Annotated in this window: 19 protein-coding genes and 1 pseudogene; 7 read left to right on the forward strand and 13 right to left on the reverse strand. The window is 68.0% G+C overall.

Annotated features, from left to right (window positions below):
- The first annotated feature begins 26 nt into the window (after positions 1–26).
- The gene (locus ACTJKH_RS04615; protein WP_440735934.1) at positions 27–572 is read left to right on the forward strand and encodes a TetR/AcrR family transcriptional regulator; all 546 of its coding nucleotides are present in this window, start codon (positions 27–29) and stop codon (positions 570–572) included.
- A 77-nt stretch (positions 573–649) separates the two neighbouring features.
- On the opposite strand, the gene serA is transcribed toward ACTJKH_RS04615, so the two are convergent.
- The 3 genes from serA to ACTJKH_RS04630 form a co-directional block, all read right to left on the reverse strand.
- Positions 650–2,254 carry a phosphoglycerate dehydrogenase gene (serA, locus tag ACTJKH_RS04620; RefSeq protein ID WP_210097760.1) on the reverse strand — a complete coding sequence of 535 codons (1,605 nt, stop codon included), beginning with the start codon at positions 2,252–2,254 and terminating at the stop codon, positions 650–652.
- Positions 2,255–2,382: 128 nt separating this feature from the next.
- Positions 2,383–2,718, reverse strand: a complete 336-nt coding sequence (locus ACTJKH_RS04625; protein ID WP_440735935.1) for a hypothetical protein — start codon at positions 2,716–2,718, stop codon at positions 2,383–2,385.
- On the reverse strand, positions 2,715–3,227 hold the full coding sequence (locus ACTJKH_RS04630; protein WP_440735936.1) for a hypothetical protein: 513 nt from the start codon (positions 3,225–3,227) through the stop codon (positions 2,715–2,717). Before ACTJKH_RS04630 ends, ACTJKH_RS04625 begins: the two co-directional genes overlap by 4 nt.
- 77 nt (positions 3,228–3,304) lie before the next feature.
- Here ACTJKH_RS04630 and ACTJKH_RS04635 point away from each other — a divergent pair, with 77 nt between their 5' ends.
- Positions 3,305–4,240, forward strand: coding sequence for a hypothetical protein (locus ACTJKH_RS04635; RefSeq protein WP_440735937.1), 936 nt, complete (start codon positions 3,305–3,307; stop codon positions 4,238–4,240).
- 64 nt (positions 4,241–4,304) lie between these two features.
- Here the strand turns inward: ACTJKH_RS04635 and ilvC are convergent.
- From ilvC to ACTJKH_RS04670, 7 genes and pseudogenes are all read right to left on the reverse strand, one after another.
- Positions 4,305–5,393: pseudogene (gene ilvC, locus ACTJKH_RS04640) on the reverse strand (ketol-acid reductoisomerase); the annotation flags it as partial.
- Complete coding sequence (ilvN, locus tag ACTJKH_RS04645; protein ID WP_210097756.1) at positions 5,380–5,889, reverse strand: acetolactate synthase small subunit; 510 nt, start codon at positions 5,887–5,889, stop codon at positions 5,380–5,382. The pseudogene ilvC and the gene ilvN, both read right to left, overlap by 14 nt.
- Before the next feature lie 2 nt (positions 5,890–5,891).
- Positions 5,892–7,694, reverse strand: coding sequence for an acetolactate synthase large subunit (locus tag ACTJKH_RS04650; RefSeq protein ID WP_210097755.1), 1,803 nt, complete (start codon positions 7,692–7,694; stop codon positions 5,892–5,894).
- Between the two features lie 59 nt (positions 7,695–7,753).
- Entirely contained in the window at positions 7,754–9,472 is a 1,719-nt protein-coding gene (gene ilvD / locus ACTJKH_RS04655; protein WP_440735938.1) for a dihydroxy-acid dehydratase, read from the reverse strand.
- Positions 9,473–9,481: 9 nt separating this feature from the next.
- On the reverse strand, positions 9,482–10,279 hold the full coding sequence (gene otsB / locus ACTJKH_RS04660; protein WP_210097753.1) for a trehalose-phosphatase: 798 nt from the start codon (positions 10,277–10,279) through the stop codon (positions 9,482–9,484).
- Positions 10,280–10,325: 46 nt separating this feature from the next.
- Entirely contained in the window at positions 10,326–11,735 is a 1,410-nt protein-coding gene (locus ACTJKH_RS04665) for an alpha,alpha-trehalose-phosphate synthase (UDP-forming) (RefSeq protein ID WP_210097752.1), read from the reverse strand.
- Positions 11,736–11,786: 51 nt separating this feature from the next.
- Complete coding sequence (locus ACTJKH_RS04670; protein ID WP_440735939.1) at positions 11,787–13,061, reverse strand: MFS transporter; 1,275 nt, start codon at positions 13,059–13,061, stop codon at positions 11,787–11,789.
- Positions 13,062–13,338: 277 nt separating this feature from the next.
- Between ACTJKH_RS04670 and ACTJKH_RS04675 the strand changes: the two genes are divergently transcribed.
- Entirely contained in the window at positions 13,339–13,617 is a 279-nt protein-coding gene (locus ACTJKH_RS04675) for a hypothetical protein (RefSeq protein WP_440735940.1), read from the forward strand.
- A 14-nt stretch (positions 13,618–13,631) separates the two neighbouring features.
- Here ACTJKH_RS04675 and ACTJKH_RS04680 read toward each other — a convergent pair whose 3' ends face one another.
- Genes ACTJKH_RS04680 through ACTJKH_RS04690 form a run of 3 tightly spaced genes read right to left on the reverse strand, consistent with a single transcriptional unit; the run spans position 13,632 to position 16,280 of the window.
- Positions 13,632–14,834, reverse strand: a complete 1,203-nt coding sequence (locus ACTJKH_RS04680) for an acetyl-CoA C-acetyltransferase (RefSeq protein ID WP_440735941.1) — start codon at positions 14,832–14,834, stop codon at positions 13,632–13,634.
- Positions 14,835–14,854: 20 nt separating this feature from the next.
- Entirely contained in the window at positions 14,855–15,505 is a 651-nt protein-coding gene (locus ACTJKH_RS04685; protein WP_440735942.1) for a CoA transferase subunit B, read from the reverse strand.
- Between the two features lies 1 nt (position 15,506).
- A complete protein-coding gene (locus ACTJKH_RS04690; protein WP_440735943.1) occupies positions 15,507–16,280 on the reverse strand; it encodes a CoA transferase subunit A in 774 nt (257 codons plus the stop codon).
- Positions 16,281–16,385: 105 nt separating this feature from the next.
- Between ACTJKH_RS04690 and ACTJKH_RS04695 the strand changes: the two genes are divergently transcribed.
- From ACTJKH_RS04695 to ACTJKH_RS04710, 4 genes are read left to right on the forward strand one after another with little or no spacing between them, the layout of a single operon-like run.
- Complete coding sequence (locus ACTJKH_RS04695) at positions 16,386–17,174, forward strand: IclR family transcriptional regulator (RefSeq protein WP_440735944.1); 789 nt, start codon at positions 16,386–16,388, stop codon at positions 17,172–17,174.
- A gap of 38 nt (positions 17,175–17,212) precedes the next feature.
- Positions 17,213–17,650, forward strand: coding sequence for a MarR family winged helix-turn-helix transcriptional regulator (locus ACTJKH_RS04700; RefSeq protein ID WP_210097745.1), 438 nt, complete (start codon positions 17,213–17,215; stop codon positions 17,648–17,650).
- Entirely contained in the window at positions 17,647–18,873 is a 1,227-nt protein-coding gene (locus ACTJKH_RS04705; RefSeq protein ID WP_440735945.1) for an MFS transporter, read from the forward strand. Before ACTJKH_RS04700 ends, ACTJKH_RS04705 begins: the two co-directional genes overlap by 4 nt.
- A 34-nt stretch (positions 18,874–18,907) precedes the next feature.
- Positions 18,908–19,381 (forward strand): YbaK/EbsC family protein, encoded by a 474-nt coding sequence (locus ACTJKH_RS04710; protein ID WP_440735946.1) that lies wholly within the window; start codon positions 18,908–18,910, stop codon positions 19,379–19,381.
- Position 19,382 lies beyond the last annotated feature (1 nt).

A 19,382-nucleotide genomic window follows, 5' to 3' on the forward strand; every position in this document is an offset into this window, starting at 1 on the left:
TGATGCGAGACGAACAGAGGATCCCGATGCCCCGACCTCCCCTGGCTCGAGAACGCGTTCTCGACGCCTTCGAAGCGATCGTCATCGAAGACGGTGAGCGCGCAGCCACGCTCGATGCGACGGCCAAGGCCGCCGGCGTCTCGAAGGGCGGGCTTCTCTACCACTTCGGCTCGAAAGAGGATCTGGCCGCCGGGCTGATCGAACGCCTCGACGCGCTCACGACCCTGGATCTCGAGCGGATGACGACGGCCGAAGAGGGACCGGTGGCGTACTACGTGCGCACCTCCGTCATGGAGGACGATGCGCTGGATCGCGCACTGATCGCCGCGACGCGACTCGCGCAGGGCGGCTCGGCGCCGGCAGCCGACGCGCTGCGCAGGAACCGGGACCGCTGGGAGGCCACGATCCGCCCCCACGTGCGGGATACCGCGAGCCTGGACCTCGTGATGCTGCTGAGCGACGGGCTCTACTTCAACAACTCCCTCGACGTGCACGGGCCGGAACGACTGGTTCCCCGCAGCGACGAGCTCTCGGATCTGATCGCGCTGGTGCTGCGGGCGACCGCACCCTGACACCGGCCCCGAATGCAGAGAGCGGGAGGGCCGCCTTTCGGCCGCCCTCCCGCTCTGCTGATCGGGGCGTCCCCCGCTCAGACCTCGGTGATCTCGATCTGACGGAAGAGGTCCGCGTCGATGGAGCCGCGCAGGTCGTCGAGCAGGTCGTCCGGCACCGGCGAATCCAGCGTGAGCACGCTGAGCGCCTGGTCTCCGGCGCCGAGACGCGAGATCTGCATGCCGGCGATGTTGATGCCTGCTTCTCCGAACTTCTGACCGTAGACGGCGACGATTCCGGGGCGGTCGGTGTAGAGCATCACGACGTGGTGCTTCTCGATCGGCAGCTCGAGCGCGTGGTCGTTGATGGCGACCAGCTTCTCGGACTGCTTCGGGCCGGTGAGTGTTCCGGAGACCGAGAGCTGCGAGCCGTCGGAGAGAGCGCCGCTGAGGGTGATCACGTTGCGGTACTCGTCGCTCACGTCATCCTTCAGCAGGCGGACCGCGATCCCGCGCTGATCGGCGAGCAGGGGCGCGTTGACGTACGAGACCGTCTCGCTGACGATGTTCGTGAAGACGCCCTTGAGCGCAGCGAGCTTGAGCACGCTGACGTCGTAGTCGTTCAGCTCACCGTGCACCTCGACGTCGAGGCTCGTGAGCGGCGACGTCGCGAGAGCGGCGAAGATCTGGCCGAGCTTCTCGACGAGCGAGATGCCGGGGCGGACGTAGGGATCGATGACGCCTCCGGCGACGTTCACGGCATCCGGCACGAGGTCTCCGCCGAGAGCGAGGCGCACCGAGCGCGCGACCGACACTCCGGCCTTCTCCTGGGCCTCCTCGGTGCTGGCTCCGAGGTGCGGGGTGACGACGACGTTCGGAAGGTCGAGCAGCGGACGCGCCGTGCCGCCCTCGGCCGGAGGCTCGGAGGTGAAGACATCGAGACCCGCACCGGCGATCTCGCCGGCCACGAGTGCGGCGTGCAGCGCCTCCTCGTCGATGAGTCCGCCACGAGCGACGTTGACGACGAACGCCGTCGGCTTCATGGCCTTGAACTGCTCGGCACCGATCATCCCCGTGGTCTCGGGCGTCTTCGGCATGTGGATCGTGAGGAAGTCGGACTCGGCGACGAGCTCGTCGAGAGTCAGGAGCTGGACGCCCAGCTGCTGGGCGCGAGCCGAGGTGACGTAGGGGTCGTACGCGACGACGCGCATGTCGAACGCGGCGAGGCGAGCGGCGACGAGCGCGCCGATCCGGCCGAGGCCCACGATTCCCACCGTCTTCTCGAAGAGCTCGGCCCCCGTGAAGGAGCTGCGCTTCCACTGACCCGCCGAGAGCGATGCGTGCGCGGCGGGGATGCGACGGGCGAGGCTGAGGATGTGCCCGACCGTGAGCTCCGCGGCGGAGACGATGTTCGACGTCGGCGCGTTGACCACCATGACACCGGCCGTCGTGGCGGCCTTGATGTCGACGTTGTCGAGTCCGACGCCCGCGCGGGCGACGACCTTCAGCTTCGGAGCGTGGGTGAGCGCCTCCTCGTCGATCTGCGTCGCGGAGCGGATGAGCACCGCGTCAGCATCGGCGAGCGATGCGAACAGCGCCTCGCGATCGGTGCCGTCGACGTTGCGTACGTCGAAGTCGGGGCCGAGGGCCTCGATCGTGGCGGGTGAGAGAACTTCGGCGAGGAGCACGACGGGCTTCGGCACAGGGATCCTTCGGGGCAGCGCGACAGGGGGCCGATGCGCCGCACACCGTGGGGGCGCGATCACTCCAACTGTACCCGAGCAGCCCTGCTGCTCCGTGCCGTGTGACGCCCGAGCGTCCGTCGGACCGACTAGGACGCCGCGAGCGTCAGGCTGTATGCGAGCAGACTCAGCCAGAAGACCGCGACGATGCCGAGGCCCGCCAGGAGCACGAGAGCGAGCTCGCCCGCAGACCTCCGCCTGCCGATGAGATAGGCGAACACGAAGACGATCGCGGGAAAGACGACACCGAAGAGCAGGGTGGCCCACCCGATGCCGCTCAATCCGACCTGAGCCATGGTGATCAGATGCGCGACGGCATTCCAGATCGCATACGCGTAGAAGAGCCCGGCGAGGCCGAGCACGAGCCCGGACAACCAGCGGGGCGACGCCGCCGGAGCCGGCTGTGAGATCTGTGTTCCGGTCATAGTCCGACGGCTCCCATCGTCACGAAGGGCCAGGGCACGAGAAGCACGACACCGAGGAGCAACGCACCCACCCGCATCCATCCCGCCTTGCCGCGAGTGAGCACCAAGCTCGCGACGAACCACAGCAAGGGCGCAGCCACGGCCAGGACGAACCACGGCAGGAACATCGCGTCGATGACGAAGAAGTTCGCGAGCGGCTTGAGCCGCAGCCCTCCGACGACCCAGCCGACGCTGTAGAGAAGGTAGATGCCTCCGACGACGCCGAGGATCAGGAGCATCGCCGTGCTCAACGGCTGCCGATCCTCTTCCGTCTCGAGATGACCGACCGTGTCACTCCCCGTGCCCACCGCGTTCCACCCGTCGGGCAGCGAGGGGTCGCTCGTCGGGTGTTCGGCGGGCGCGGCCTGCGGCTCGGACCGCTTCGGAGCGGGCGCCTTCGAGGCCTGCTCTGCGGCGCCGACGCCCTCATCGCCGTCCCAGCTCAGGGCGTCGTCGGAATCGGAAGTCATGTCTCCAGCGTAGGACACGGCGTCCACTATGCTCGGGGGCATCTGGGCCGCAGGTGCCCGGTCTGGAGAGGATCACCGTGGCAGAGCAGAACGAGAACGTCGAGCAGAGCGCACCGAGTGGCTCCGTCGACGAGCCCGCCGCGGGGTGGAAGCCGACCGCCGCGGCGAGATCGAAGGCGACCACCTTCCGCTGGATCGCTGTCGCGCTGTGGGTCGTCGCGATCGCCGCCGAGGCCGTCGGCATCTTCTGGCTGCTCCGTCAGCGCGTGTTCGTCGGAGAGGACGGCACGCTCCTGCGAGACCCCGACACCGGTCTTCTCGAGGAGCATGGGGTCACCGCGCAGTTCCCGCAGTGGGCGTTCGTCACGCTGCTCGTGCTGCTCGTCGTCATCGCCGCGCTCGCGATCACCGGCTCGATCCTGTGGAAGAAGGCCAACCGCCTGGATCCAGCACGGAAGTCCGAGACGCTGCGGTTCTTCGTGCAGAACCAGCTCGGTGCGATCATCGCGATCGTCGCGTTCCTCCCCCTGATCATCCTCATCTTCCTCAACAAGGACATGGACAAGGGCCAGAAGGCCACCGCCGGCATCGTCGGCATCGTCCTCGCCGTGCTCGCGACGGTCATCGGCGTCGACTTCACCCCGCCCTCCGTCGAGCAGTACACCGCCGATCAGTCCGCGGTGATCCAGCTGCTCGGCAAGGACGAGGTCGTCTGGGTCGACGGCGGAGCGGTGTATCACGTGTGCGACGAGGTCTCCGACATCCAGACCGGCAGCGAGAAGCGCACCGGAACCACCGCAGAGGCCGTCGAGGCGGGCAAGAGCCGACTCACCCTCAAGTTCGCATCGGAGCTGAAAACGTGCGGTCTCGCCGTACCGCTCAACGCGGACGACATCGAGGCGGCACTGCGTGAGATCCAGGGCGGCCAGGTCGACACCGTACTGCCCGCACCCGTATGGGCGAACGGGGACGACGCCCCCGCCGTGGTGGAGGATGCTCCCGCCGCGGAGTGACTCCCCCGCTGCACGACGAAGGGCCCGGTGCGGATCGCACCGGGCCCTTCGTGTCGGATCAGCGTCAGCGAGCGGCGCTGCCGTCGACGTAGTCCTCATCCTGCTGCTTCCATGCGAAGAGCGAACGCAGCTCCTTGCCGGTGGCCTCGATGGGGTGCGTCTCCTCCTTGGCACGCAGCGCGAGGAACTCCTCGGCACCGTTGTCCTGGTCGTCGATGAAGCGCTTCGCGAAGGCGCCGTTCTGGATGTCGGCGAGGATCGCCTTCATCGACTCCTTGACCTCGGGAGTGACGACGCGGGGGCCCGAGACGTAGTCGCCGTACTCAGCGGTGTCGGAGACGGACCAGCGCTGCTTGGCGATGCCGCCCTCCCACATGAGGTCCACGATGAGCTTGAGCTCGTGCAGAACCTCGAAGTAGGCGATCTGGGGCTGGTAGCCCGCCTCGGTGAGCGTCTCGAAGCCGGCCTGCACGAGGTGGCTGACGCCACCGCAGAGCACTGCCTGCTCGCCGAACAGGTCGGTCTCGGTCTCTTCGGTGAACGTGGTCTTGATGACGCCGGCGCGGGTGCCACCGATGGCCTTCGCGTACGAGAGCGCGGTCGCCCAGGCGTTGCCCGATGCATCGCGCTCGACGGCGATGATGTCGGGGATGCCGCGGCCGGCGACGAACTCACGGCGCACGGTGTGACCCGGTGCCTTCGGTGCGACGAGGATGACGTCGACGCCCTCGGGAGCGTCGATGTAGCCGAAGCGGATGTTGAAGCCGTGTGCGAAGGCGAGCGTCTTGCCCTCGGTCAGGTTCGGAGCGATCGACTCGCTGTAGATCGTGCGCTGGTGCTGGTCCGGCGCGAGGATCATGATGAGGTCGGCCCACTGCGTCGCCTCGGCGACGGTCTTGACCGCGAAGCCGGCCTCCTCCGCCTTCGGTGCCGACTTCGAGCCCTCCTTGAGGGCGATCGCGACCTCGACGCCCGAGTCGCGAAGGTTCTGCGCGTGCGCGTGACCCTGCGAGCCGTAGCCGACGATCGCGACCTTCTTGCCCTGGATGATCGACAGATCGGCGTCTGCGTCGTAGAAGATCTCGGTGCTCACTGGTTTCTCTCCTTGATTGGTGTTCGTGTACGTGTGTGAAGACTGGTCAGCCGCGCAGGACGCGCTCGGTGATGCTCTTGCCGCCGCGGCCGATGGCCAGCAGACCCGACTGCGCGATCTCCTTGATGCCGAAGGGCTCGAGGGCGCGTAGCAGAGCGTCGACCTTGCCCCGGTCGCCCGTGACCTCGATCACGAGGGCGTCCGACGCATAGTCGACGACGGAGGCGCGGAACAGGTTCGCGACCTCGATCACGTTCGAGCGCGTCGCGTTGTCGGTGCGCACCTTGACGAGCATGTGCTCGCGCTGCACCGACGTCGGGAAGTCCAGCTCGACGATCTTGATGACGTTGATCAGCTTGTTGAGCTGCTTCGTCACCTGCTCGAGGGGAAGGTCCTCGAGGTCGACGACCACGGTGATGCGCGAGATGCCGGGCACCTCGGTCACGCCCACCGCGAGCGAGTCGATGTTGAAGCCGCGGCGGGCGAAGAGCCCTGCGACGCGGGTCAGCAGACCCGGGGTGTTCTCCACGAGGAGGCTCAGCACGTGAGTCGACATGGTCAGTCCTCCTCGTCGAATGCGGGCGCGTGCTCGCGGGCGTACTGGACGTAGCTGTTGCTCACGCCCTGGGGAACCATCGGCCAGACCATGGAGTCCGCGCTGACGACGAAGTCGATGACCACGGGGCGGTCGTTCGTCTCGAGAGCGAGCTTGATCGCGGCATCCACCTCCTCTTCCTTCTCCACGCGGATGGCGAGGCAGCCGTAGGCCTCCGCCAGCTTCACGAAGTCCGGGATGCGCACGGTTCCGTGCCCCGTGTTGAGGTCGGTGTTCGAGTGGCGTCCGTCATAGAACAGCGTCTGCCACTGGCGCACCATGCCGAGCGAGGAGTTGTTGATGATCGCGACCTTGATCGGGATGTTGTTGATCGAGCAGGTCGCGAGCTCCTGATTCGTCATCTGGAAGCATCCGTCGCCGTCGATCGCCCACACCACACGGTCGGGCTCGGCGACCTTCGCACCCATCGCGGCGGGGACGGAGTAACCCATCGTGCCCGCTCCCCCGGAGTTCAGCCAGGCATTGGGGCGCTCGTACTTGATGAACTGCGCGGCCCACATCTGGTGCTGCCCGACACCGGCGGCGTAGATGCCCTCCGGGCCCGTCAGCTCGCCGATCCGCTGGATCACGTACTGCGGCGCGAGCAGACCGTCGGTCGTCGGCGCGTAGCCGAGCGGGAACTCGTTGCGGAGTCCGTCGAGGTACGACCACCATTCCTCGGTGTCGGGAGTGGTCGTCTCGGTCGCACTGCGGAACGCCGACTCGAGGTCGACGAGCACATCGCGCACATCGCCCACGATCGGCACGTCCGCCGTGCGGATCTTGGAGATCTCGGCGGGGTCGATGTCGACGTGCACCACCTTCGCGTTCGGGGCGAACAGCGCGGCCTTGCCGGTCACGCGGTCGTCGAAGCGGGCCCCGAGAGACACGATGAGGTCGGCCTCCTGCAGCGCGAGCACCGCAGGAACGGTGCCGTGCATACCCGGCATGCCGAGGTGCTGCTGGTGCGAGTCGGGGAACGCGCCACGGGCCATCAGCGTCGTGACCACCGGTGCATTGGTGGTCTCGGCCAGGGCGAGCAGCTCGGCCGATGCACGACCGCGGATGACGCCACCGCCGACGTACAGCACTGGCTTCTTGGCCTCGGCCAGAAGCGCGGCGGCCGCCTGGATCTGCTTGCCGTGGGCCTTGGTCACCGGACGGTAGCCGGGCAGATCGATCTTGGCCGGCCAGATGAACGGCGCCATCGCCTGCTGGGCGTCCTTGGTGATGTCCACGAGAACAGGACCCGGGCGACCCGTCGAGGCGATCTCGTAGGCGGCCGCGAGGGCGCCGGGGATCTCGGACGCATCCTTGACGAGGAAGGAGTGCTTCGTGACCGGCATCGTGATGCCCACGATGTCGGCCTCCTGGAACGCGTCGGTGCCCATGAGCGTCGAGAACACCTGGCCGGTGATCGCGAGCAGCGGCACCGAGTCCATGTAGGCATCCGCGATCGCGGTCACGAGGTTGGTCGCGCCGGGACCGGACGTCGCGATGCAGACTCCGACCTTGCCGGACGAGGAGGCGTACCCCTCGGCGGCGTGGCCGGCGCCCTGCTCGTGACGCACCAGGATGTGCCGGAGCTCCGACGCATCCATGAGCGGGTCGTAGACGGGGAGGATGGCGCCGCCGGGCAGGCCGAAGACATCCTTCACGCCGAGGAGCTCGAGTGTGCGGACCACGGCCTCGGCCCCGGAGATCTCAGGGGCGGCGGACTTGGGTGCGGGCGGCCTCGGCACAGCCGAGACGGTGTCAGCAGTCATGACATTCCTTCTGATGGTCTGTTGGCGACGTCGGAGGCCGGGGCCGGAGCCGACGCTGATCAGCCGGTCGTCGCGCCCTCGGCGGCGGACCGCACGAGACGCGAGTACTTGGCAAGAACGCCACGGGTATAGCGCGGGGGTAGCGGCTCCCAGCCAGAGCGGCGGGAGGCGAGCTCCGCCTCGTCGACGAGTAGGTCGAGAGAGCGAGCTGCGATATCGACCCGTATCAGATCACCATCGCGCACGAAGGCGATAGGACCTGCGTCCACCGCTTCGGGTGCTATGTGGCCGATGCACAGGCCGGTTGTGCCGCCTGAGAATCGTCCGTCAGTCAAGAGTAGTACATCTTTTCCGAGCCCCGCGCCCTTGATGGCCGCGGTGATGGCGAGCATCTCGCGCATACCGGGTCCGCCCTTCGGGCCCTCGTAGCGGATGACGATGACCGTGCCGGCCTCGATCTCGCCGTTGGCGACCGCATCCATCGCCGCGCGCTCGCGCTCGAACACACGGGCAGGGCCCTCGAAGACCGCAGCGTCGAAGCCCGCGGTCTTCACGACGGCGCCCTCGGGGGCGAGCGATCCGTGCAGGATCGTCAGGCCGCCCGTGGCGTGGATCGGGTTGTCGAACGTGTGGATGACCTCGCCGTCGATCGGCTGCGGGTCGAGGTCAGCGAGGTTCTCGGCGAGCGTCTTGCCGGTCACGGTGAGCGCGTCTCCGTGCAGCAGGCCCTCGTCGAGCATCGCCTTCATGATGACCGGGATGCCGCCGTGACGGTCGACGTCGTTCATCACGTACTTGCCGAAGGGCTTCATGTCCGCGACGTGCGGGACCTTGTCACCGATGCGGTTGAAGTCGTGCAGGCTCAGCTCGACATCGGCCTCGCGGGCGATGGCGAGGAGGTGCAGCACGACGTTCGTCGAGCCGCCGAGCGCCATCGCGAGCGCGATCGCGTTCTCGAACGCCTCCTTGGTCAGGATGTCGCGCGTCGTGATGCCCTGACGGAGCAGGTTGACGACGGCCTCACCCGAACGGTGCGCGAAGTAGTCGCGACGACGATCCGCTGCGGGCGGAGCGGCCGAGCCAGGAAGACTCAGACCGAGAGCCTCGGCGACGGACGCCATGGTGTTCGCGGTGTACATGCCGCCGCAGGCGCCCTCGCCCGGAGCGATCGCGCACTCGATGCGCTTGAGGTCCTCTTCGCTCATGAGGCCGGCGCGGCACGCGCCGACCGCCTCGAACGAGTCGATGATCGTGACGTCCTTCTCGGTGCCGTCCGACAGCTTGACCCACCCCGGCGCGATGGAGCCGGCGTAGAGGAACACGCTCGACAGGTCGAGTCGCGCGCTGGCCATCAGCATTCCGGGGATCGACTTGTCGCACCCGGCGAGCAGCACGGATCCGTCGAGGCGCTCAGCCATCATCACGGTCTCGACCGAGTCGGCGATGACCTCGCGCGACACGAGAGAGAAGTGCATCCCCTCGTGACCCATCGAGATGCCGTCGGAGACGGAGATCGTGCCGAACTGCAGCGGATAGCCGCCACCCGAGTGCACGCCCTCCTTGGCGCCCTGCGCCAGGCGGTCGAGGCTCAGGTTGCAGGGCGTGATCTCGTTCCAGCTGGACGCGATACCGATCTGGGGCTTGTCCCAGTCAGCGTCGCCCATGCCGACGGCACGGAGCATGCCTCGGGAGGTCGTAGCCTCGATGCCGTCGGTGACGACGCGGCTGCGGGGCTTGATGTCGATGGGCGCTCTGCTGGAGGGATCATGCGAGGACATGACGGAAGTCTATTCCCGCTGAGAGGTGCGCTCGTCCGCGAGCGCCTCCAGAAGCTGAGCCATCTCTTGTGGATTCTCCACACGGAGTACGGCGGCGCTTTCCCCCGGGCCCACTCGGACCCCGAGATCGTCGTCGCCGAGAACACGCATCGCGTCCTCATCCGTGACGTCATCGCCGGCGAACAGGATTCCGGTGGCGTCGAAGTGCTCGCGAAGAGCAGCCATCGCCGCATCCTTGCCTTCGTTCCTCGATGAGAACTCGAGAACGCGGTGCCCTGCGCGCCGGCGCCAATGCGGGAAGCGCTCGGCCACGAGAGCGTCGATCTCGGCGAAGACCTCCTTCTCGACCTCGCGCGTGGCCGTGCGGGTGTGCACGCCCATTCCGAAGGTCTTCGGCTCGAACTCCGCACCCTCGTGACGATCGATGATCGGGCGTGCCGCCGCCCACAGTTCTTCGCGGTCGCCCTCGGCCGTGTCGGCTCCGGTGGCGTCCGCATCCCCGATGCCGGGGTACCAGTACTGGGCCCCGTGCGAACCGGCCAGGGCGATGGGCGAGTCATCGGTGTGCTCGGTGATCTCGCGGAGATCGTGCATGCTCCGACCTGAGACGTACGCGACGACCGTGTCGGGAAGAGCCGCGAGGCGGGCGACCTGTGCCGCGACCTCGGGAAGGGCGCGCGCGGCCATGGGGTCCGGAACGAGCGGCGACGCCGTGCCGTCGAAGTCGAGGGCGACGACCAGTCTCGGGGTCGCGGCGATGGCGCTCAGCGCCGCGTCAGCGGTTCCGGGGGTCCAGGTGCGGGTCACGGGGTCTCCAATCGAGGCGGGTTCCCTCCCAGTATGACCGCCGTGATCAGCGCTTGCGGACCTCGTCGAGGGCTCGGAGGAATGACGACGACCACGCGTTCACGTCGTTCTCGAGCACGCGGCGTCGCAGCGACCGCATCCGCTTCCCCTGCTCCGAAGGCGTCATCGACACGGCCGTCATGATGGCGTCCTTCAGGCCGGCGATGTCGTGCGGATTCACCCGCACGGCCTGGCGCAGCTCGTCCGCCGCGCCGGTGAACTCGCTCAGCACGAGCACTCCACGGTTGTCGGCGCGAGTGGCGACGTACTCCTTCGCGACGAGATTCATACCGTCGCGAAGCGCGGTGACCAGCATGACGTCGGCGGCGAGGTACAGCGCGACCATCTCCTCGCGCGGGTATCCCTGATGCAGGTATCGGATCGCCGTGTGGCCCATCGTGTCGTGGTCGCCGTTGATGCGCCCGACGGCGAGTTCGATCTCGTCACGGAGGTGCACATACGCGTCGACGCGCTCACGGCTGGGGCTCGCGACCTGGACGAACGTGACGTCCTCGACGCTCAGCTGACCGTCCTCGAGCAGCTCGCCGTACGCCTTGATCCGATGCCGGATCCCCTTGGTGTAGTCGAGTCGGTCGACCCCGAGCAGGATCTTCTTCGGGTTGCCGAGGCTCTCCCTGATCTCGGCCGCCCGCGCGCGCACATCGGGGCGGGCAGCGAGCTCGAGGTACGGCGCCGTGTCGATCGAGATCGGGAAGGCGCGGGCCACCGCGGTGCGGGTGCCGCCGTCGTCGGTCGGGATCGTGACCGCCGAGCCCTTGACGTCATGACGCAGCCGACGGCGCACGGCTGTCAGGAAGTACGTGGCATCCTGCGCGCGCTGGAATCCGATCACGTCGGCGCCCAGGAGTCCTCGGAGCACCTGATCGCGCCAGGGCAGCTGCGCGTACAGTCCGTGTGCGGGGAACGGGATGTGGTGGAAGTAACCGATCGTCACGTCGGACCGCAGCTCACGGATCATCTGAGGCACCAGCTGCAGCTGGTAGTCGTGCACCCAGACCGTGCCGTTCGGCGCCGCGACCGCCGCGGCGGCCTCGGCGAAGCGTCGGTTCACCTTGACGTACGCCTCCCACCACTCGCGGTGGTACTGCGGCGGCGCGATCACATCGTGGTACAGCGGCCAGATCGTGTCGTTGGCGAAGCCCTCGTAGTAGTCGGCCACCTCTTCGGCACTGAGCGGCACCGGAACGAGATCGATGCCGTTGATCTCGAACGGGTCGAGCTCCACATCCGGCTGGCCGGGCCACCCGACCCACGCACCGCGCGCGCTGCGCATCATGGGCTCGAGGGCGGCGACCAGACCGCCGGGCGACGTGCGCCATTCTTCGCCGCCATCGGGTCCCACGACGCGGTCGACGGGAAGTCGATTGGCGACGACGACGAAATCTGCGTCTGACATGGGTGGGGGCTCCTGACGCTGCAGTGGTGGTGCTCCTCAGGCTACAGAGGCTCAGGTCGAGGCTACGCGACGTCCGGGGATGCTCAGTCGCCAGTTGACAAGCCCCGCGGCGAACGCTACCGCCGCGGCGAGGATCGGAAGGATCAGAGCGCTGCCCGTTCCGACGTTCTCGGCGAGCTCTCCGGCGACGGCCGCGCCGAGCGACTGTCCCACGACGATGCCCGAGCCGAGCATCGTCATGACTGTCGCCGAGCGCCCGAGCGGGCTCCGAGCCGCGCCGAAGCTGTACTGCGTGACGAGGGTCGGTCCGATGCCGATGCCCATGATCGCCAGCGCCACCATCATCATGGCCGGCGAGTCGACGAACAGGAGCAGCACGCTGCCGGAGAGCAGGATGCCGGAGAACACCAGCCACCGCGCCCGCAGCGAGAACCTCGCCGGAAGCCACGCGACGCCGAGCGCGAGGATCGCAGATCCGACGCCCATCACCCCGTACAGCAGGCCTGCCTGCTCGGGTGCGCCGCGGTCGGCCATGAACGACGTCAGCGAGGTCAGCATCGTGCCGAAGAACATCCCCACGCCGAGGATGCCGACGACGACGATCAGGACCTTCGGCGCGAACAGCTCGGAGACCGACGACGGTGCGCGACCGGAGCTGTCGCGATGCACGGAGACGGCACGCGCGCTCGGGTGCAGCGCGAACGCGCCGACGAACACGACGGTGAGCACGGCTGCGCCCACGAGAGGCGCCCACGGTGACAGGGCGGAAGCCAGGATGCCCACGATGAAGGGTCCGAAGACGAACACGGTCTCATCGGCCGCCGACTCGTATGCCATGGTGCCGGAGAGAGTGCGGCTGCGCACGGCCTCGGGCATCCGGTCGGTGATCATCGTCACGAGCCGGGAGCGCGACATGGGTGCGACCTGAGGCGCGGTGGCCCCGATGCCGAAGGCGGAGATGAGGACGAGCGCGTCAGCGGCACCCGCGTAGACGACGACGGTGAACAGCACGAGCATCGCGCCGTTGGCGATCGCGAGGATCAGCAGAACGGTGCGCTGTCCGAAGCGGTCGGCAGCCGCGCCGAGCAGGGGCCCGAAGCAGGCTGTTCCGAGGCCGACGGCCGCGGAGGTGAGTCCTCCGAGCGAGAGAGAGCCTCGCGCCGAGACGACGACCGTCAGGACGCCGACGACCATCATCGCGAACGGGAGCCGGGCGACGAAGGCGATGAGGAAATACGGTAGCCCCGCGATACGGAGGAGACCTGGCCCCTCCGGCGTCGGATTCTGGGGATGGTGCTGAGGTGTGGGTGTCGTTGCGTGCGTCATGGCTCTCGCGCGCCCGGAGGGCGCCGGGTCGGGTGCCGCCGCTGTCCGCCGGGAAGCCGGCGGCCGGTAGATACACGGATTGCGGCCGCGGGCCAGCCGCGACACCCCCATGATACCGCGCCGGCTCCGGCGACGCCTGGGCATCTGCGGACCGTCGTGCATGACGCGGTCGGACGAGCGCGCGACGCGTGGCTCTCACCATGTCCGCTCCTGACAGAACCCGCACCGGGTTGTCAAGGCTGGGCGCGGCACGGCCGATGCCGGGTAGCGTGAGGGCATGAACTACCTCTCGGGTACCGGACTCATCGGCGCGATCATGACCGGGGTCACCCTGCTCCGCGGTTCCCGCGAGACGAAGATCACCTGGCGATCCGCCCTCGCGTGGTTGAGCTGGGGCATCAGCCTCGCCCTCGCCATCGGCGCCGTCATCGACACTCGGCGCGCCAGGCAGGGACGCCCGGTGTCGCCCGACTCCCCCGTCTATGCGAAGCAGCAGAGGGCCTTCGAGAAGGAAGCGAAGAAGAACCCCCGGGACTTCACGCCCTCGAAGCGCTGACGCCGGCGCGGCGATCAGCGGGTGAGAATCAGCGCCTCCCCTTGGCCGCCGCCGCCGCACAGCCCGACCGCGGCCGTACCCCTGCCCCGGCGCGCGAGCTCGTGTGCCGCATGGACCACGAGACGGGTGCCGGATGCTCCGATCGGGTGACCGATCGCGATGCCACCGCCATGGATGTTGACGATCTCGCTCGACAACCCCAGTTCGACCTGCGACCGAGCCACCACTGCACCGAATGCCTCGTTGATCTCGACAAGGTCCAGATCTGCAGGGGTGATCCCCTGTTTCTCGCACGCGCGTTCGATGGCTCGCGCGGGCTGCGCCTGCAACGAGTTGTCCGGCCCCGCCGTCTGACCGCTCGCCCCGATGGTCACCAGCACCGGCCAGCCCTTAATCTCCGCAACCTCGCGGGTCGTGACGACGACTGCCGAGGCGCCGTCCGAGATCTGCGACGAGTTCCCTGCGGTGATCGATCCTCCCTCGGCGAACGCCGCTCGAAGCCCACCCAGTGATTCCACCGTCGTGTCAGGCCGGATTCCCTCGTCGGCTGTCACCCTGAGGTCTTCGCCTCTGCGCTGGGGCACCGAGACCGCGACGATCTCGTCGTCGAACACCCCGGCCGTCTGCGCGGCAGCCGCCCGCTGGTGAGACAGCGCCGCCACGGCATCCTGCGCCTGTCTGGTCAGCTCATACCGAGCGTTGTGGCGCTCCGTGGACGCACCCATGCTCTCTCGGTCGTACGCGTCGGTGAGGCCGTCGTAGGCCATGTGGTCGAGCACCTCGACGGATCCGTAGGTCCAGCCGTCGCGAGAGCCCATCAGCAGGTGAGGGGCGCGGGTCATGGACTCCATCCCTGCAGCGACGACGACCTCCGCGTCGCCCGTGCGGATCATCCTCGCGGCGTCGATGATCGCTGTGAGCCCCGAGAGGCAGACCTTGTTCACCGAGTGAGCGGGCACCTCCCAGCCGATCCCCGCACCGATCGCCGCCTGGCGTGCGGCGTTCTGCCCCGAGCCCGCGGCGAGGACCTGACCGACGATCACCGCGTCGACATCGGCCGGGTCGACGCCCCCCTGCTCGAGGGCGCCGCGGATCGCGAACGCGCCCAGCTGCGGCGCCGTGAAGCTCGCGAGCTGTCCCTTCAGCCGCCCCTGCGGAGTGCGGGCGGCGGCGACGATGACGACATCCTCGCGGTCGTTGTGATCGTGTGCGGTCATGTCTGTTCCTGTCCTGTCGTTCAGCTCTGATGCAGCGCGTCGGCGATGATGAGCGGCGGTTCGGTGGCTGCCACGACCTGCTCCACGGTCACGCCCGGTGCGAGCTCGACGAGCACCAGCCCTTCCGGCGTGACGTCGATCACCGCGATGTCGGTGATGATCCGATCCACCACTCCTCTCCCGGTGAGCGGAAGGGAGCACTCATCGACGATCTTCGCCGAGCCGTCCTTGGCCACGTGCTCCATGAGCACGATCACGCGGGCCGCGCCGTGCACGAGGTCCATCGCGCCTCCGGGACCTTTCACCATCTTCCCCGGGATCATCCAGTTCGCGAGGTCGCCCGCCGCCGACACCTGCATGGCCCCGAGGATCGCGGCGTCGATCTTGCCGCCGCGGATCATCCCGAAGCTCAGTGCCGAATCGAAGAACGCCGCTCCGGGAAGGACGGTGACGGTCTCCTTGCCCGCGTTGATGAGGTCGGGGTCCACGGCATCCTCGTGAGGATACGGCCCCACACCCAGGATCCCGTTCTCCGACTGGAGCACCACCGTCACACCGGGCGGCACGTGATTCGGCACGAGCGTCGGCAGTCCGATCCCGAGGTTGACGTACGACCCGTCCTGCAGTTCGGCGGCCGCACGGGCCGCCATCTCGTCACGTGTGAGTGCCATCTCAGGCTCCTTCCGCTGCGACCGTGCGCCGCTCGATGCGCTTCGGGATATCGCCACCCACCTCGACGATCCGGTGCACGAAGACGCCCGGAAGGTGCACGCGATCCGGGTCCAGCTCGCCGGGTTCGACCATCTGCTCGACCTGCGCGATGCAGATCCGTCCGGCCATGGCGGCCAGAGGGTTGAAGTTCCTGGCGGCCTTGTTGAAGATGAGGTTGCCGTGCCTGTCACCGGCCAGAGCGTGCACGAGCGCGAAATCGGTCGTGATCGCCTCTTCGAGCACGTAGTCACGCGGCTCTCCGTCGGTCTCGAAGGTCCGCACGTCTTTCGGAGGGGATGACACGGCGATCGTGCCGTCCGGGTTGTAGCGTCGGGGAAGCCCGCCCTCGGCGACCTGCGTGCCCACTCCGGTCTGCGTGAAGAAGGCGGCGATCCCCGATCCGCCGGCTCGGAGCTTCTCGGCCAGCGTCCCCTGGGGCGTGAGCTCCAGCTCGAGCTCCCCCGACAGGAACTGACGTTCGAACTCCTTGTTCTCGCCGACGTACGACGACGTCATCTTCCGGATGCGGCGGGCAGCGAGCAGAACCCCCAGCCCCCAGTCATCCACCCCGCAGTTGTTGCTCACGATGCTGAGGTCGCGCGTCCCCTGCGCGAGGAGTGCCTCGATCAGCGCGATCGGGTTGCCGGAGAGACCGAACCCGCCCACCGCCAGAGACGATCCGTCCGCGATGTCCGCGACAGCCTCAGCTGCCGATTCCCACTGTTTGTCGATCACGCGTGCCCCTTCGAAGACGTGCCTGGCTCCAGCATCCGCCCGCACGGACCCTCATCGGAAGGCAACTCTTGCGATGTGGACGCTTCACGACGTAGCGTCCACATTATGGAATCCGCCCCCCGTAGCATCCCCGGCACCCAGGCCATCGCGCGGGCCGCCTCGCTCCTGAGGCTGGTGACCGCGAGCGGCCCCGACGGCGCCTCGCTGCAAGACCTCGCCCGTTCTGCGGATCTGTCACGATCGACGACCCATCGACTCCTGTCGGCACTGCGAGCAGAGGGCCTCGTCGACCGCGACGCCGAGAACACAAAGTGGATGCCGGGGCCGGAACTCTTCCTGATGGGCACCGTGGCAGCCGCGCGATACGACGTGACAGCACTGGCCCGCGATATCGTGCGCTCACTCGCGGTCAAGACCGAGGAGAGCGCGTTCCTCTCCGTGCGACGCGCGGATGAGACCGTCTGCCTGCTGCGCGAAGAGGGCTCGTTCCCCATACGCTCTTTCGTCCTGAGTGAGGGGGTGCGGTTCCCTCTCGGAGTCGCGAGCGCCGGCCTCGCGATCCTCTCCTTCCTTCCTGACCACGATGTGGACGCCTATCTGGAGAGACATCCGGACCTCGAGGCCACCTGGGGTCGCCCCCACGGAGAGCGCCCGCTGCGCGCCCGCCTCGCCGAGACCAAAGAGCGAGGGTACGCCGTCAACCCCGGCCTCATCGTCGAAGGCAGCTGGGGACTGGGGGCAGCGGTGTTCGACCGGTCGGGCCGCCCCGAGTGGGCGCTGAGCCTGACGGGCGTCGGCTTCCGATTCGGCCCCGACCGGATCGCGGACCTCGGGAGGACTCTCCTGGCCCACGCGCACCAGCTCTCCGCACGGATCGCCGGCGCCAGGCGCTGACGACGACACTACATACCAACAGGTATATACTTGATGGTATGCAACGTCAGGATGTCATCCCCTCACTCGTACTCTCCGGGTACGCCCTGGGGCGGATAGCCGCCCAGGATGCCGGAAACGACGCACCCGCCGCGCAGTGGCGGGTGTTGAATCTGCTCGAGCAGTCGGGTCCGAAGAGAGTGGGCGAGCTCGCCGCCGCCGCGCGCACCACGCAGCCGGGCATGACCCGGTTGATCGGCAACCTGGAGCGCGAGAGCCTCGTGCTCCGCTCCCCCGTCGCGGAGGATTCGCGAGCGATCGCCGTGGCGATCACCGCAGACGGCTCCGCAGCGCTCAAGGCCTGGCGCGCGGAGTTCCGCGACATCCTGACTCCCCGCTTCGCCGGCCTCGACGATGACGAGTGGAGCATCCTCACCCGCGCTGCGGAGATCCTCGCAGCGCACACCGAAAACGACTCGACAGGAGCATCAGAGTGAGCACCCCCACCACCTCAGTGTGGAAACAGCCGGCACAAGTGTGGGCCGTCGCCTTCGCGTGCGTCGTCGCCTTCATGGGCATCGGTCTGGTCGATCCGATCCTTCCCGCCATCGCCGAGTCGCTCCAGGCGAGCCCGTTCGAGACGGAACTGCTGTTCACGAGCTACCTCGCGGTCACCGGACTCGCCATGCTCGTCACCAGCTGGATCTCATCGCGCATCGGGGCGAAGAAGACGCTGTTGATCGGGCTCGCGCTCATCGTGGTGTTCGCTCTGTTCTGCGCGCTCAGCGGCAGCGTCGATGCCGTGATCGGATTCCGCGCCGGCTGGGGGCTCGGCAACGCCCTGTTCATCTCCACAGCCCTCGCCACCATCGTCGGGGCTGCGTCGGGCGGCAGCTCTGCCGCGATCATCCTCTATGAGGCCGCCCTCGGCCTCGGCATCGCCATCGGTCCGCTCCTCGGCGGTCTCCTCGGCGAGCAGAGCTGGCGTGCGCCCTTCTTCGGCGTGGTGGTGCTGATGGCGATCGCCTTCCTCGCGGTGCTCGTGCTTCTGCGTGGTCCGGGTGAGAAGCGCTCCCCCGTGCCGTTCTCGGCTCCCTTCAAGGCACTCGGTCGCCCCGCACTCGCGATCCTCGCGATCGCCGCGTTCTTCTACAACATCGGGTTCTTCATCCTCCTGGCCTTCTCTCCGTTCCCGCTCGGCTTCGGCGCGATGGGCATCGGATTCACGTTCTTCGGATGGGGCCTGGCTCTCGCCATCACCAGCGTGTGGGTCGCTCCGCTGCTGATGCGTCGGATGTCACGCACGAGCGTCATCCTCACCGTGCTGCCGTTGCTCGCGGTCGATCTGATCGTCGCCGGGATCCTGGTCGAATCCGCGACCGCCCTGGTCGTCTGCATCGTCATCGGCGGGCTGCTCCTCGGCATCATGAACACCGTCCTCACGGAAGCGGTCATGGAAGCCACCGACCTGCCTCGCTCGGTCGCATCGTCGGCATACTCCTCGGTGCGATTCCTCGGCGGCGCGATCGCTCCGCCCCTCGCCGCAGCCCTCTGGCACGCATTCAACGCCACGATCCCCTACGTCGTCGCGGCGGTCGCCGTCCTCATCGCGGCTCTCACGGTCTTCCTCGGCCGGAAGGTCCTCTCGCACATCGATGATGAGCCCGAGGATGCCGCGATCGAAGACGCCGAAGCGATCCTGCTCGGCGACGCCGCGTGATCCGCGAGTCTGCTGCGTTCGGTACCGTGGGGCCATGAGCGACCTCCCCGAACGCAGCAGACTCGTCCAGCGGCACCTTGCGGACGCGGGCGTCGAGGCAGAGATCCGCGTCCTCCCCGACTCCGCCCGCACGGCTCCCGAAGCCGCAGCCGCGATCGGATGCGACGTCGCGGCGATCGCGAACAGTCTCGTCTTCGTGGCTGACGGGGCGCCGGTACTCGTTATGACGAGTGGGTGCCACAGAGCGGATCTCGGGGCTCTCGCCCGAAGCATCGGCGCAGCCACTGTCGCCATGGCCCCGGCATCCGTCGTCCGCGAGGCAACGGGACAGGCGATCGGCGGTGTCGCGCCGGTGGGCCACCCGTCGCGATTGCGCACCTACATCGACGAAGACCTCAGGGAGTGCGACGTCATCTGGGCCGCCGCAGGCCACCCGCACACGGTCATGCCGCTGACGTTCGACAGCCTGAGACTGCTCACCGGTGGCGAGGTCATCGCCGTCGCCTGAA

The sequence above is a fragment of the Microbacterium sp. 22215 genome (assembly GCF_052045655.1).
GTDB classification, from domain to species: domain Bacteria; phylum Actinomycetota; class Actinomycetes; order Actinomycetales; family Microbacteriaceae; genus Microbacterium; species Microbacterium phyllosphaerae.